This is a genomic window from Pantoea sp. DY-15 (genome assembly GCF_019795935.1).
In the GTDB taxonomy this organism is placed as follows: domain Bacteria; phylum Pseudomonadota; class Gammaproteobacteria; order Enterobacterales; family Enterobacteriaceae; genus Pantoea; species Pantoea leporis.
This window is the reverse complement of record NZ_JAIMIF010000006.1, coordinates 45,024-58,860: the sequence shown is the minus strand read 5'-3', so window position 1 is coordinate 58,860 and position 13,837 is coordinate 45,024. Positions and strand designations below refer to the sequence as shown.

Genomic DNA, 13,837 nt, shown 5'->3' with positions numbered 1-13,837 from the left:
GAGCGCAGCCAACGCATCTGCAGCTTGAATTATGACGGGTATTTACCATTCAGCGACTGAACCGTCCGGGAATCGCCATAGTGGATTACGCCAGTCGGGGGCATTTTTACTGCGCTCGATCACCAGCTCTTCGTTAATTTCCACGCCAAGGCCCGGTTTATTTAACGGATAGAAATGACCATCATCCATTTTAAAATCGTCTTTATTGATCACGTAATCGAGCAGTTCGGCGCCCTGATTATAGTGAATCCCCATGCTTTGCTCCTGGAACACCGCATTGCGTGACACGAAGTCAACGTGCAGGCACGCAGCCAGCGCAATTGGGCCGAGCGGACAGTGAGGCGCCAGCGCCACATCGTAAGATTCGGCCATCGCGGCAATTTTGTAGCACTCGGTGATACCGCCCGCGTGTGACAGATCCGGTTGCAGAATCGCCAGTCCACCCGCTTCCAGCACGCGTTTGAACTCGAAGCGCGAGAACATGCGTTCGCCAGCGGCGATCGGAATATGAGTCTGCGCCGCCAGACGCGGATAATATTCCGCCTGCTCCGCCAGCACCGGCTCTTCGATAAACAGCGGGCGATACGGCTCCAGCTCTTTAATCAGCACTTTTGCCATTGGCGCGCTGACGCGGCCGTGGAAATCGAGGCCAAATTCAATCTCTTTACCGAAGGCTTCACGAATTTGCGCCACGGTATTCACCGCGTCATCCACTTTGCGCGCGTTATCAATAATGCCCATCTCTTCGCAGCCGTTGAGTTTGAAGGTATCAAAACCGATGGTGCGCAGTTTCTTAATGCCGTCAATCACATCGGCCGGACGATCGCCGCCCACCCAGCTGTAGGCTTTGATGCTGTCACGCACTAATCCGCCAAGCAGTTGATAAACCGGCACGCCGAGCGCTTTGCCTTTGATATCCCACAACGCCTGATCGATACCGGCGATGGCGCTCATCAGGATCGGGCCGCCGCGATAGAAGCCGCCGCGATACATCACCTGCCATAAGTCGTTGATGCGTGCTGGATCCTGACCAATCAGGTATTCCGACAGCTCATGCACCGCCGCTTCCACGCTGCGCGCGCGGCCTTCAATCACCGGTTCGCCCCAGCCAACGATGCCTTCGTCAGTTTCGATTTTCAGGAACATCCAGCGCGGCGGCAGGCGGTAAGTGGTCAGTTTGGTAATTTTCATCGTACAGCGTCCTTATATGCAGCAATAAATGCGCGAGCTTGTTCCACAGTGCGTGACAGCGGTTGACCGGCGCGATAGAGATCGCTGCCTAAGCCCGCGCCAATGCAGCCTGCGGCCATAAATTCATGCAGGTTTTCCGGCGTCACGCCGCCCACGGCAAACACCGGCACCTCTGGCGGCAGCACCGCTTTCAGCGCTTTGATGTAGCCCGGACCAAAGGCTGACGATGGGAAAATTTTCAGCGCCTGCGCACCGGCCTGTAAGGCGGTGAACGCTTCTGTCGCGGTAGCGCAACCGGCGGCAACGATCATCCCTTTGGCGACCGCCTGGCGGATCACCGCAGCATCGGTATTCGGCGTGACGACCAATTTGCTGTTCAGCGTCGCCAGCTCATCAACCTGCGCCGGATTCAGCACCGTACCGGCGCCAATCAGCGCTTTATCGCCGAAGGTTTTCACCATCGCGCCGATGCTTTTCGCCCACTCCGGTGAGTTGAGCGGGATTTCAATCGCATCGAAACCCGCTTCAATCAGCGCACCAACGTGCGCTTCGGCTTCATCCGGCGTGATGCCGCGCAGAATGGCGATCAGCGGGACTTTAGTTTGCCAGGACATTCGCAATACTCCTTATTCCGTGCTGGAAAGCACGATCGCCTTCCAGCGTGACTGAATCCATACCGATAAACTGCAGCGCCTGCTGATAACGTTGCGCCAGCGCGCTACCGGCAATAATGGTGATCGGTTGGCTTGCGGCGTCGGCCTGCTGCGTCATCAGCGCCACTTCGTGACCAATCAGCAAGCCTGAAAGAAAGTCGCTGATATGGCGGCGATCGCGCGCGCCGAGTACGTGTGAAGCACGCACTTCAAACAGGCGCGCCAGAATCGAGGCATCGTTGCTGCCGACTTGCACACCTGCGCGGAAAGCCGCCGCGTTCTCTTGCTGTTCGGGTAAACCTGCGCCAACCAGCGACTGTTTGAGCAGCAGATGATGCAGTTCGCCGGTCATCACGGTGCGGAAATCCAGCACGCGATCCTGTTCCATCTGCACCCATTTGGCGTGCGTGCCTGGCATCACATAGAGCGGCGCAGGCTGCAGTTCCAGCGCGCCAAGCAGCTGCGTCTCTTCACCGCGCATCACGTTGTAGTTGTCGGCACGTTCGACGCTCAATCCCGGCACGATCCACGCTTTATCCTCGACGCGCGTCAGGCGGCTAGCGATGTCGCCCAGCGCCACCGGACAGGAGAGATAGGGCACCGACAGCCAGCCAGCATTGCTGCCTACCATGCCCGCCATCACCACCGGCACGTCATTGACTGGCCAACCTGCGGTGACACTGGCAAACACTTCGGCTGGCGTGCGATCGCCCAGGCGCGTGACGCCGGCTTCCGAACGACGCTCATCGATGCAAACGCCGGCTTGATAATGCCAGGCGCGCAGGTTGGTTGAGCCCCAATCAATCGCGATATAGCTGGTCACATAATCTCCTTGAGTCGCGCCGTTGAGCTGGCAATCATCGCTTTCGCCGCCTGCTCGGCAGCATCGCCATCCTGATGACGAATGGCATCAAACAGCGCTTTATGTTCGGCGAGCGTACGCGGCATGTTGCCTTCGTCCGCCATGTAGGTTTGCGCGAACACCGCTTTTTGCAGCTGGCTGATCGCCACATTGAGCTGCTGCAGCACCGGATTGTGTACCGAATTCAGCACCGCTTCGTGATAGCGGATATCCGCTTCATTAAAGGCATCACGATTGAGATGGTTGGCCACCATGTCGTTGTACGCCAGTTCAATCGCAGCCAGATCGCTTGAGGTGGCGCGCTCGGCAGACCAGCGTGCAATCTGCGGCTCGACCAGCACACGCACTTCGTTCATGGCGGCAATCAGACGCGGGTCCTGATCGTGCGCCAGCGCCCACTGCAATACGTCGCTATCCAGATAGTTCCAGTGATTGCGCGGCGTGACGAACGCGCCGCGATAGCGTTTCATCTCCATCAAGCGTTTCGCCATCAGCGAGCGAAACACTTCGCGGATGATATTGCGCGAGGTGCCGAAGCGTTCACACAGCTCAGCTTCCGCGGGTAACGCCGCGCCCGGCACAAACTTGCCGGCCACAATCTCTTCACCCAGCGTCAGGATGATGCGCTCTGTTTTGCTTAGTTGTTCTTGCGTCATGATGTTCCATTCAGTGAAAGGCAGGTACGCATCAGATTACTGCTTTCGCCTGGCGAAGCCTAACGGCCGCCCTGAGCTGCGCTGTCGATTGTAGTACCATCCTGATAAGTTGTACTACAATGTGGATCACAAAATAGACAAGTCATGTGCCATAATGCGATAAGGTCGCCATAAATGGCGACCCTACGAAGGCTTGGTGAGATTTATGGCGGCCAAAACACAGCGTCATATTTGTAGGGTCGCCATTTATGGTGACCCAATCACAGCAGGAGGCAGAATAAGAAGGGTTACAGCACCAGCTCTTCAATGGCGTGCGCTACGCCGTGTTCCATGTTGGTTTTGGTGATGAACTGCGCGATTTTCTTCACGGAATCAATCGCATTGCCCATTGCTACGCCGGTTCCTGCATACTCAATCATCGCCAGATCGTTTTCCTGATCGCCAATCGCCATCACCTCTTCACGCGCCAGGCCGAGCTTCTCAGCCAGCATTTTCACGCCTCGCCCTTTATTCACGCGGGCATCGAGGATTTCGAGATAATAAGGTGCGCTTTTGAGGATGGTGTAGTTGTCACGCGCCTGCTGCGGCAAGCGCTGAATGGCAGAATCCAGCAGATCGGGCTTATCGATCATCATCAGCTTAGGGAAACGCGTGGCGCGATCCATCTCTTCCACAGAACGATAGCGCACCGGAATGCCGGTCAGGCTCGCTTCGTGGATGGTGAACTCACTGATGTCTTTGTTCGGCGTATAGAGGAAAGATTTATCGAAGGCCTGGAAGTGGACACCAAGATCGCGCGCCAGCTGTTCGATATACAGATAGTCGTCAAAACCCAAGGTGATTTCCGCGACGCACTCGCCATCATTAGCGCGATGCACCAGCGCACCGTTATAGCTGATGCAATATTGGCCTTCATCAACCAGATTCAGCTCCATCAGATAGCGCTGAATGCCGACGAACGGACGGCCGGTGGTGAGCACCACCATCACACCTTTTTTATGCGCGCGTTCAATGGCCGATTTAACGGCAGGCGTGATCTCGTGCTGCGGATTGAGCAGCGTGCCGTCCATATCGATTGCAACCAGTTTTATAGCCATAACGTCCTCATTGAGTCAGGGTTTTGATCAATGCTAGCGCGATTCAGCTCACATTGACCAGTTTCGCGCCCCATTCAGATTTTTTACCGCAGCGGGCTTTGCGCGTTTTGCCGGGCGGAAAACAAAAAACCCTTCCACCAGGGAAGGGTTTTTACGTGTTGCCGTGTCGATCAGATATCGATGTTGGCGGCTTTCAGCGCATTCTCTTCGATGAAGGCGCGGCGCGGTTCTACCGCATCGCCCATCAAGGTGGTGAACAGCTGATCGGCAGCAATCGCATCCTTGATGGTCACGCGCAACATGCGGCGGCTATCGGGATCCATGGTGGTTTCCCATAGCTGCTCTGGGTTCATCTCACCCAAACCTTTATAACGCTGTACTGACAGACCGCGACGCGACTCTTTCACCAGCCACTCAATCGCCTGCTCGAAGCTGGTGACCGGCTGACGACGTTCGCCACGTTCGATATAGGCATCTTCTTCGATCAATCCGCGCAGCTGCTCGCCCAGCGCACAGATTTTGCGGTATTCCGGTCCATCGATGAATTCGCTATCCAGCGGATAATCGGTATCAACGCCGTGCGTGCGCACACGCAGCACCGGTTCAAACTTCTGCTCATGGTTGGCGCGGACATGGGCCAGATAGCTGCTGCCGTGCGCTTCACGCTCAGTCAGATACGCCACTAAACCGTCGATCCAGCCTTTTACAGCGGCTTCATCGCTGAGGTCGCTTAAGGTCGGATGGTAGATCAGGCCGCGCAGCAGAGCCGTAGGGAAACGGCGCTCCATACGTTTGATCATGCGCTGCGTGCCGTTGAAATCCGCCACCAGCGTTTCCAGCGGCTGGCCGCCTAACGCCGGTGCGCTGGCGTTGGTGTGCAGCGTTGCGCCATCGAGGGCGATGGAAATCTGATACTGATCCATCGCTTCGTCGTCTTTAATATACTGTTCTTGCTTGCCTTTCTTCACTTTGTACAGTGGCGGCTGCGCAATATAGACGTGACCACGTTCGACGATTTCAGGCATCTGACGGTAGAAGAAGGTCAACAGCAGCGTACGAATGTGCGAGCCGTCGACGTCCGCATCGGTCATGATGATGATGCTGTGATAACGCAGTTTGTCCGGATTGTATTCGTCACGACCGATACCACAGCCCAGCGCGGTGATCAGCGTGGCTACTTCCTGCGAAGCCAGCATCTTGTCGAAACGCGCTTTCTCCACGTTCAGGATTTTACCCTTCAGCGGCAGAATCGCCTGATTCTTACGGTTACGACCCTGTTTGGCTGATCCGCCTGCAGAGTCACCCTCCACCAGGTAGATTTCAGACAGCGCCGGATCGCGCTCCTGACAGTCAGCCAGTTTGCCCGGCAGACCGGCCAAGTCCAGCGCGCCTTTGCGGCGCGTCATTTCACGAGCACGACGGGCAGCTTCACGCGCACGCGCTGCATCGATAATTTTGCCGACCACGATTTTCGCGTCAGACGGATTTTCCAACAGGTATTCCGCCAGCAGTTCGTTCATCTGCTGCTCAACCGCCGATTTCACCTCTGAAGAGACCAGCTTATCTTTGGTCTGAGAAGAGAATTTCGGATCCGGCACTTTCACGGAAACCACAGCAATCAGGCCTTCACGCGCATCGTCACCGGTCGCGCTGACTTTGGCTTTTTTGCTGTAGCCCTCTTTATCCATGTAGGCATTCAGCGTACGCGTCATTGCCGCACGGAAGCCCGCCAGGTGCGTACCGCCGTCACGCTGTGGAATGTTGTTGGTGAAGCAGTAGATGTTTTCCTGGAAACCATCGTTCCACTGCAGCGCCACTTCCACGCCAATGCCATCTTTCTCAGTCGAGAAGTAGAACACCGTTGGGTGAATCGGGGTTTTGTTCTTGTTGAGATACTCAACGAACGCCTTGATGCCGCCTTCGTAGTGGAAGTGATCGTTCTTGCCGTCGCGTTTGTCTTCCAGACGAATCGAGACACCCGAGTTCAGGAACGACAGTTCACGCAGGCGTTTCGCCAGGATTTCGTACTCAAACTCAATCACATTGGTGAAGGTTTCATAGCTCGGCCAGAAACGCACGCGGGTACCGGTTGCATCGGTATCACCGGAAACCGCCAGCGGTGCCTGCGGCACGCCGTGCTGATAAACCTGCTGATGCACTTTGCCTTCACGGCGAATGGTCAGCTCCAGCTTCTGCGACAGGGCGTTTACGACAGAAACGCCAACGCCGTGCAGACCACCGGAAACTTTATACGAGTTATCATCAAATTTACCGCCTGCGTGCAGGACGGTCATGATCACTTCAGCAGCAGAGACGCCCTCTTCCGGGTGAATGCCGGTAGGAATACCACGGCCATCATCTTGCACTGAGACAGAGTTATCTGCATGAATAGTAACGGTAATATCACTACAGTGACCGGCGAGCGCTTCGTCGATTGCGTTATCCACGACTTCGAATACCATGTGATGCAGACCGGTGCCGTCATCCGTATCGCCGATGTACATACCCGGGCGTTTGCGTACCGCATCAAGCCCTTTCAGGACTTTGATACTTGAGGAGTCATAAGAATTCGACATCAACGTTTCTCGCTCATTTAATCTTCAGGTTGAACCACTATTTTACCCTGTTCCACGCGGAACATCTTGCCCTTTTCATCACTCATGTCGATTACATGCTCGACACCAATGGCGCTGACAAATACTTGAGCCTGCGTGGCTTTTAGGCGTTCAGCTAACAGCCGACGACGGGTGTCATCCAGCTCTGAGGCAAAGTCATCAATCAAATACAAACAGCGTCTTCCGCTGCTGCGCGTCAGGTATTCGCCCTGCGCTAAGCGCAGCGCACACATCAGCAGTTTTAACTGGCCGCGTGAGAGTAAATCTTCCACCGGCGTGCCCTCGGCACGAATGCGAAAATCGGCTTTGTGCGGGCCGCTGGCGGTGTAGGTGAGCGCGCGGTCGCGCTCGAAATTGCGTTCCAGCAGTTCGGCGTAGTCGCTCTCTTTATCCCAGCCGCGCTGGAAAGAGAACGCCAACTCAAACTCCGGTAAAAACTGGCCGCAGGTGGCGATGATCTCGCGGGAAATCGCCGCGCTGTATTCAGCGCGCCAGGCGCTGATCTGTTCGGCCAGCGGCACCAGTTCCTGATCCCATGGACGAATCTGGCTGTAGCGCGAAACCTGACGCAGCGCCGCATTGCGCTGTTTCAGCAGGCGACGCAAATTGCTCCAGGCATGGAAAAAACCAGGCGAGGCGTGAAAGCAGCCCCAATCGATGTAGGCACGACGATATTTTGGACCGCCATTGAGCAGGGTAAATCCTTCCGGCGTAATCAGCTGCATCGGCAGCAGCTGCGCCAACTCGGCGACTTTGTGACCATCGCTGCCATCAATACGCACTTTGCTGTCGCCAGCGCGATTCTTGGTCAGACCGACCGACATTTCACGTTCGCTGCCTTCAATGCGGCCGTGCAGCACAAAGGCGTCCTGATCGTGACGAATCACACGGCCCGCTTGCAAACTGCGAAATGCGCGACCGTGCCCCAACGTGTAAATCGCCTCCAGCACGCTGGTTTTACCGCTGCCGTTGGCACCGACAAGGAAATTAAACCCCGGCGCCAAAGCCAGATCGGCCTGCTCGATGTTGCGAAAATCTTTAATCAGGAGGCGGGTTAAAGCCATAACGAATCCAGCGAGAAGGGGATTTTACCTAACATTTGAGATCCAGGCCGTCGGCGGCGCAGCCAGTCTGGTTACGGCCAGCGCGCAGAACTTGGGAGCATACTGAAGTATGTGACCAAGGGCGAGCACTGCCCGGGACCAGAATGGCAAGTAAGCCAGGCCGATATTTATAAACGCATTGGCATCACGACGTAGGCTGCAGCCGGACTGGCCACATCCTCAATCTGCACGCTCGATACGCCATCGGTCAGCAGCAAACGCACGTTCTCGCACTTGAGCGCATTCAACACATCCAGCACGTAGCTGACGTTGAAGCCAATCTCCAGATCGGTGCCGTTGTAAGAGACATCCAGCATCTCTTCCGCTTCTTCCTGCTCTGGGTTATTCGCCGTGATTTTAAGCTGATTTTCGGTGATATAGATGCGAACACCGCGGAATTTCTCATTCGAGAGAATCGCCGCACGCGCAAACGCCTGTTTTAAAATATCACAGCCAGCTTCCAGCGCTTTGTCGGGATTCTTCGGCAATACGCGGCGATAATCCGGGAAACGGCCATCAACCAGCTTCGACGTAAAGATGAAGTCACCAACGTGTGCGCGGATATTGCTGCTGCCGATTTGCACCTGCAGCGGCGTTTCGCCACCGTCGAGCAAACGCATCAACTCAATCACCCCTTTACGCGGCACGATCACCGAATGGTTTGGCAGCGCCTGACCAATCGGCATGGAGCATACGGCAAGGCGGTGACCATCGGTAGCGACGGTACGCAACTCTTCGCCTTCGGTTTCGAACAGCATACCGTTGAGGTAATAACGCACATCCTGATGCGCCATTGAGAACTGCGTGGCTTCAATCAGACGTTTCAGCGTCGCCTGCGGCAAGGTGAATTCCACCTCGCTCTGCCAGTCATCCAGATTCGGGAAGTCGCTGGCGGGCAGCGTTGACAGCGAGAAACGGCTGCGGCCAGAACGCACCAGCATTCTGTCGCCTTCCAGCGTCAGGCTGATCTCAGCGCCTTCCGGCAAACCGCGGCAAATATCGAGGAATTTACGCGCGGGAACCGTGGTGGCGCCCGACTCGTGTGGCTGCGTCAGCGCAACACGGGCTACCATTTCCATTTCCAGATCGGTACCGGTCAAGCGCAGCGAGCCTTCGCTAACCTGCAGCAGTAAATTTCCCAGGATCGGCAGCGTCGGGCGTCCGCCAAGTGGACCGCTAACCTGTTGCAATGGCTTCAGTAACTGCTCACGTTCTACAATAAATTTCATATGCGTCAGGAAGATAGTGTTCGAATGAGGTTAGAGAAATCTTCTTTAATGTCGTGGCTCTCTTCACGCAGCTGCTCGATTTTACGGCAAGCGTGAAGCACGGTGGTATGGTCGCGACCACCAAACGCATCGCCAATCTCCGGCAAGCTGTGATTGGTGAGCTCTTTCGCCATCGCCATCGCCATCTGGCGCGGACGCGCTACCGAACGCGAACGGCGTTTCGACAGCAAATCCGCCACTTTAATTTTGTAATACTCGGCCACCGTTTTCTGAATATTATCGATGGTGACCAGCTTTTCCTGCAGCGCCAGCAGATCGCGCAGCGCTTCGCGCACGAAATCGATGGTAATCGCGCGACCGGTAAAGTTCGCGTTGGCAATCACGCGGTTCAGCGCGCCTTCCAGCTCGCGGACATTAGAACGCAAACGCTTAGCAATAAAGAAGGCGACTTCACCCGGCAGGCGAATATCGTTTTCATCGGCTTTCTTCATCAGGATCGCGACACGCGTTTCCAGTTCAGGCGGCTCGATCGCCACCGTTAATCCCCAACCAAAACGTGATTTCAGGCGATCTTCTACGCCGTTGATCTCTTTTGGATAGCGATCCGAGGTCAGGATGATCTGTTGATTGCCTTCCAGCAGCGCGTTGAAGGTATGGAAGAACTCTTCCTGCGAGCGCTCTTTATTAGCAAAGAATTGAATGTCATCGATCAGCAGCGCATCAACCGAGCGGTAGTAACGCTTAAACTCTTCAATGGCGTTGTTCTGCAAGGCTTTAACCATGTCCTGCACAAAACGCTCAGAGTGCATGTACACCACTTTGGCATTGGGCTTGCGCGCAATAATGCCGTTACCCACCGCGTGCAACAGGTGAGTTTTACCCAGGCCGGTGCCGCCATAAAGGAACAGTGGGTTATAAGCGCCGCCAGGATTATCCGCCACCTGACGTGCCGCCGCGCGCGCCAGCTGGTTCGATTTACCTTCGACGAAGTTGTCGAAGTTATGACGGTTATTCACATTGGAGCGGTAAGTCACATCGGCCGGTGCGGGAACGGAATCCCAACTTGGACGCAAAATTTGCGCGGGTGCCGGACGATTTTCGATCGGCGCGGGCGCATTGTAACTGGCCATAGCCGGTTGGTTAGTGGTGACCTGTGCTGCAGGGCGCGTACCGACTTCGAAACGCAGTAACGGCACATTTGCACCGCAGAATTCATTCAGCAGACCATTGATACTATTGAGATATTTATCTCTAACCCAGTCGAGTACAAACCGATTTGGTGCATACAAGGTCAGCGTATTGTCGTTTAATTCAGCTTGCAGCGGACGAATCCACATGCTGAATTCGGTGGCAGGAAGCTCATCCTGCAAACGGGCAAGACACTGTTGCCAAAGCGTAAGTGACACGGCGGACTCCACTCGTACAAAATCGATAAGAATTTTAGGCGCTAATAAATAGAAACGTAATTTTTAGACACAGACGGTTGGAAAGCGCCTGCGACCGCTATTCGCGGTAGTCTTCCCCGGCGATCGCAGCGAGGATCGTCAGCGGAAGGGCGGATCATAACGTAAAGCTGCACAGAGATCTTCCCTTTCTACACAGTTTTGATCCAATTTATCCACAGGCTACTGAAGCGATAATGAGTTTACGCTTTCTGCGAAAAAAGCCAGCGTTAATGTGGCTGAAAGCGTTAATTTTTCTGGCAAGCTCTCGTTTCCGCGCAGCAAATCTGCAAACTGATCGCAAGAAGATCCTGCGCGATCCTTGCGCTTTAACCCATAGCCCGTATAATTCCCCACCCGGCATTATTGCGTGAAGCCTTGATGCCCGGAATCAGCGGGCTGTATCTGGGTTTCCAGGTGCCGCGACCAGCGAAGTGAATTGACTCTGGACTGTACAATTATTACAATCCCGCCTCTTTATTAAAGACACATTGAGGCGTTGGTCGATTTACTGGCCCGAAAACGCGTCACCCAGTGAAAATTTTCAAGTTTAGGTAGAAATCGCCATGAAACGCACTTTTCAACCGTCCGTACTGAAGCGCAACCGTTCACACGGTTTCCGTGCTCGTATGGCAACAAAAAATGGTCGTCAGGTTCTGGCACGTCGTCGTGCTAAAGGCCGTTCTCGTCTGACCGTTTCTAAGTAATAAAGCTAACCCTCGTGGTTAAGCTCGCATTTCCCAGGGAGTTACGTTTGTTAACTCCCACTCATTTCACTTTCGTCTTCCAGCAGCCACAACGAGCCGGTACGCCGCAAATCACCATACTCGGCCGACTTAACGCGCTGGGGCATCCCCGCATCGGTCTCACCGTCGCAAAAAAACATGTAAAACGCGCCCATGAACGCAACCGGATCAAGCGATTGACCCGCGAAAGCTTTCGTCTGCGTCAACATGAGCTCCCTGCAATGGATTTTGTGATCGTGGCTAAAAAAGGGATTGCTGACCTGGATAACCGTGCGCTGACGGAAGCGTTGGAGAAACTATGGCGTCGTCACTGTCGCCTGGCTCGCGGCTCCTGATTGCCCTGATACGCGTTTATCAACGCGCCATCAGCCCACTGCTGGGACCTCATTGCCGGTTCCATCCCACCTGTTCGCAGTATGGGATTGAGGCCTTGCGCCGCTTTGGCGTTGTAAAAGGCAGTTGGTTGACGATAAAACGCGTATTAAAATGCCACCCTTTGAACCCGGGTGGTGACGATCCTGTGCCGCCAAAAACCTTTGATACCAGAGAACATTAACGATGGATTCGCAACGCAATCTCTTTCTCATCGCTTTTCTGTTCGTGTCTTTTATGATCTGGCAAGCCTGGCAGACGGACCACGCTCCGCAGCCACAGCAGACCCAGACCACGCAAAACACAAACAGCGCAGCGGGTGATGCCGCCACTTCCGGCGTGCCGGCTAGCGGACAGGGCAAAACGATCACCGTTAAGACAGATGTCCTGTCACTCAACATCAATACGCGTGGTGGCGATATTGAGCAGGCTCAGCTGCTGACTTACCCGGACAAACTGGGTTCAGATGCACCGTTCCAGCTGCTTGAAACTACACCGGCCTTCGTTTATCAGGCGCAGAGTGGCTTAACTGGCCGCAACGGCCCGGATAATCCGAACAATGGCGCACGTCCGCTGTATACCACTTCGCAAGATAGCTTCGTGATGGCAGATGGCCAGAGCGAACTGCGCGTACCGTTGACCTGGACCGGTGAAAACGGCGTGGTTTACACCAAGACTTTCGTCTTCAAGCGCGGTGAGTATGCGGTAAACGTTGACTACAACATCAACAACACCACTCAGCAGCCGCTGGAAGTGTCGATGTTTGGTCAGTTGAAGCAGACCATCGAGGTGCCTAAGCACCGCGATACCGGCAGCAACAACTTTGCTCTGCACACCTTCCGTGGCGCAGCGTACTCAACCAGCGATGCGAAATACGAAAAATATAAATTCGACACCATCGCGGATAACGAGAACCTGAACACCACCACCAGCAATGGTTGGGTGGCGATGCTGCAGCAGTACTTTGCTACCGCCTGGGTGCCGCGCACGCAGGGTAATAACACGCTGTACACCACTAACCTCGGCAATGGCGTAGCGGCAATTGGCTACAAATCTGCTCCTGTGACCGTTGGCGCAGGCGCACAGCAAGATCTCGGCGCAACGCTGTGGGTAGGCCCGGAAATTCAGGACCAGATGGCAGCCATCGCGCCTCACCTGGATCTGACCGTGGATTACGGATGGTTGTGGTTCATCTCGCAGCCGCTGTTTAAGCTGCTGAAGTTCATCCACAGCTTTATCGGTAACTGGGGCTTCTCCATTATCGTTATCACCTTCATCGTGCGTGGCATCATGTACCCGCTGACCAAAGCGCAGTACACCTCGATGGCGAAGATGCGTATGCTGCAGCCAAAGATTCAGGCGATGCGTGAACGTCTGGGCGATGATAAGCAGAAACAGAGCCAGGAAATGATGGCGCTGTATAAAGCGGAGAAAGTGAATCCGCTGGGCGGCTGTCTGCCACTGGTTATCCAGATGCCAATCTTCCTGGCCTTGTACTACATGCTGTCAGGCTCGGTTGAACTGCGTCATGCGCCGTTTATTCTGTGGATTCATGACCTGTCAGCGCAGGATCCGTACTACATTCTGCCGATCATCATGGGTATCACCATGTTCTTCATTCAGAAGATGTCACCGACCACCGTGACCGATCCGATGCAGCAGAAGATCATGACCTACATGCCGGTGATCTTTACCGTGTTCTTCCTGTGGTTCCCATCAGGTCTGGTGCTGTACTACATCGTCAGCAACCTGGTGACCATTCTCCAGCAGCAGCTGATTTATCGCGGCCTGGAAAAACGTGGTCTGCATAGCCGCGACAAGAAGAAAGCATAACGCCTGACTGCAACCAGCAGCAGCGTATAATCAAAGGG

Annotated in this window: 13 protein-coding genes; 4 read left to right on the top strand and 9 right to left on the bottom strand. The window is 54.9% G+C overall.

Going from position 1 to position 13,837, the window contains the following annotated elements:
• Positions 1–42: 42 nt before the first annotated feature.
• The 9 genes from dgoD to dnaA all read right to left on the bottom strand — a co-directional run bounded on the left by dgoD (position 43) and on the right by dnaA (position 10,812).
• Positions 43–1,191 carry a galactonate dehydratase gene (dgoD, locus tag K5Y32_RS20590; protein ID WP_007893527.1) on the bottom strand — a complete coding sequence of 383 codons (1,149 nt, stop codon included), beginning with the start codon at positions 1,189–1,191 and terminating at the stop codon, positions 43–45.
• Complete coding sequence (locus K5Y32_RS20585; RefSeq protein ID WP_061719996.1) at positions 1,188–1,805, bottom strand: 2-dehydro-3-deoxy-6-phosphogalactonate aldolase; 618 nt, start codon at positions 1,803–1,805, stop codon at positions 1,188–1,190. Before K5Y32_RS20585 ends, dgoD begins: the two co-directional genes overlap by 4 nt.
• Positions 1,789–2,667, bottom strand: a complete 879-nt coding sequence (locus K5Y32_RS20580; RefSeq protein WP_222185628.1) for a 2-dehydro-3-deoxygalactonokinase — start codon at positions 2,665–2,667, stop codon at positions 1,789–1,791. The genes K5Y32_RS20585 and K5Y32_RS20580 overlap by 17 nt, the downstream gene beginning before the upstream one ends.
• Positions 2,664–3,362 carry a FadR/GntR family transcriptional regulator gene (locus K5Y32_RS20575; protein WP_101763893.1) on the bottom strand — a complete coding sequence of 233 codons (699 nt, stop codon included), beginning with the start codon at positions 3,360–3,362 and terminating at the stop codon, positions 2,664–2,666. Before K5Y32_RS20575 ends, K5Y32_RS20580 begins: the two co-directional genes overlap by 4 nt.
• Before the next feature lie 287 nt (positions 3,363–3,649).
• Positions 3,650–4,459, bottom strand: coding sequence for a sugar-phosphatase (yidA, locus tag K5Y32_RS20570; RefSeq protein ID WP_222185627.1), 810 nt, complete (start codon positions 4,457–4,459; stop codon positions 3,650–3,652).
• Positions 4,460–4,629: 170 nt separating this feature from the next.
• Positions 4,630–7,035: a DNA topoisomerase (ATP-hydrolyzing) subunit B gene (gene gyrB / locus K5Y32_RS20565; protein WP_101763895.1), complete on the bottom strand. Its 2,406-nt coding sequence runs from the start codon at positions 7,033–7,035 to the stop codon at positions 4,630–4,632.
• 17 nt (positions 7,036–7,052) lie between these two features.
• Positions 7,053–8,138, bottom strand: a complete 1,086-nt coding sequence (gene recF, locus K5Y32_RS20560; RefSeq protein ID WP_222185626.1) for a DNA replication/repair protein RecF — start codon at positions 8,136–8,138, stop codon at positions 7,053–7,055.
• Between the two features lie 167 nt (positions 8,139–8,305).
• Positions 8,306–9,406, bottom strand: a complete 1,101-nt coding sequence (gene dnaN, locus K5Y32_RS20555; protein WP_222185625.1) for a DNA polymerase III subunit beta — start codon at positions 9,404–9,406, stop codon at positions 8,306–8,308.
• A gap of 5 nt (positions 9,407–9,411) precedes the next feature.
• Positions 9,412–10,812, bottom strand: a complete 1,401-nt coding sequence (gene dnaA / locus K5Y32_RS20550; protein WP_101763897.1) for a chromosomal replication initiator protein DnaA — start codon at positions 10,810–10,812, stop codon at positions 9,412–9,414.
• Positions 10,813–11,414: 602 nt separating this feature from the next.
• Between dnaA and rpmH the strand changes: the two genes are divergently transcribed.
• Genes rpmH through yidC form a run of 4 tightly spaced genes read left to right on the top strand, consistent with a single transcriptional unit; the run spans position 11,415 to position 13,799 of the window.
• The gene (rpmH, locus tag K5Y32_RS20545; protein WP_003849659.1) at positions 11,415–11,555 is read left to right on the top strand and encodes a 50S ribosomal protein L34; all 141 of its coding nucleotides are present in this window, start codon (positions 11,415–11,417) and stop codon (positions 11,553–11,555) included.
• A gap of 14 nt (positions 11,556–11,569) precedes the next feature.
• On the top strand, positions 11,570–11,929 hold the full coding sequence (gene rnpA / locus K5Y32_RS20540; RefSeq protein WP_036648555.1) for a ribonuclease P protein component: 360 nt from the start codon (positions 11,570–11,572) through the stop codon (positions 11,927–11,929).
• Positions 11,893–12,150 (top strand): membrane protein insertion efficiency factor YidD, encoded by a 258-nt coding sequence (gene yidD / locus K5Y32_RS20535; protein WP_007893564.1) that lies wholly within the window; start codon positions 11,893–11,895, stop codon positions 12,148–12,150. The genes rnpA and yidD overlap by 37 nt, the downstream gene beginning before the upstream one ends.
• 2 nt (positions 12,151–12,152) lie before the next feature.
• On the top strand, positions 12,153–13,799 hold the full coding sequence (yidC, locus tag K5Y32_RS20530; protein ID WP_101763898.1) for a membrane protein insertase YidC: 1,647 nt from the start codon (positions 12,153–12,155) through the stop codon (positions 13,797–13,799).
• The last annotated feature ends 38 nt before the right edge of the window (positions 13,800–13,837 follow it).

What these genes read in the sequence shown, in the direction of transcription:
- dgoD (WP_007893527.1), bottom strand. Translation starts at nt 1,191, where the DNA reads ATGAAAATTACCAAACTGACCACTTACCGCCTGCCGCCGCGCTGGATG.
- K5Y32_RS20575 (WP_101763893.1), bottom strand. Translation starts at nt 3,362, where the DNA reads ATGACGCAAGAACAACTAAGCAAAACAGAGCGCATCATCCTGACGCTG.
- yidA (WP_222185627.1), bottom strand. Translation starts at nt 4,459, where the DNA reads ATGGCTATAAAACTGGTTGCAATCGATATGGACGGCACGCTGCTCAAT.
- dnaN (WP_222185625.1), bottom strand. Translation starts at nt 9,406, where the DNA reads ATGAAATTTATTGTAGAACGTGAGCAGTTACTGAAGCCATTGCAACAG.
- K5Y32_RS20585 (WP_061719996.1), bottom strand. Translation starts at nt 1,805, where the DNA reads ATGTCCTGGCAAACTAAAGTCCCGCTGATCGCCATTCTGCGCGGCATC.
- yidC (WP_101763898.1), top strand. Translation starts at nt 12,153, where the DNA reads ATGGATTCGCAACGCAATCTCTTTCTCATCGCTTTTCTGTTCGTGTCT.
- recF (WP_222185626.1), bottom strand. Translation starts at nt 8,138, where the DNA reads ATGGCTTTAACCCGCCTCCTGATTAAAGATTTTCGCAACATCGAGCAG.
- gyrB (WP_101763895.1), bottom strand. Translation starts at nt 7,035, where the DNA reads ATGTCGAATTCTTATGACTCCTCAAGTATCAAAGTCCTGAAAGGGCTT.
- yidD (WP_007893564.1), top strand. Translation starts at nt 11,893, where the DNA reads ATGGCGTCGTCACTGTCGCCTGGCTCGCGGCTCCTGATTGCCCTGATA.
- rpmH (WP_003849659.1), top strand. Translation starts at nt 11,415, where the DNA reads ATGAAACGCACTTTTCAACCGTCCGTACTGAAGCGCAACCGTTCACAC.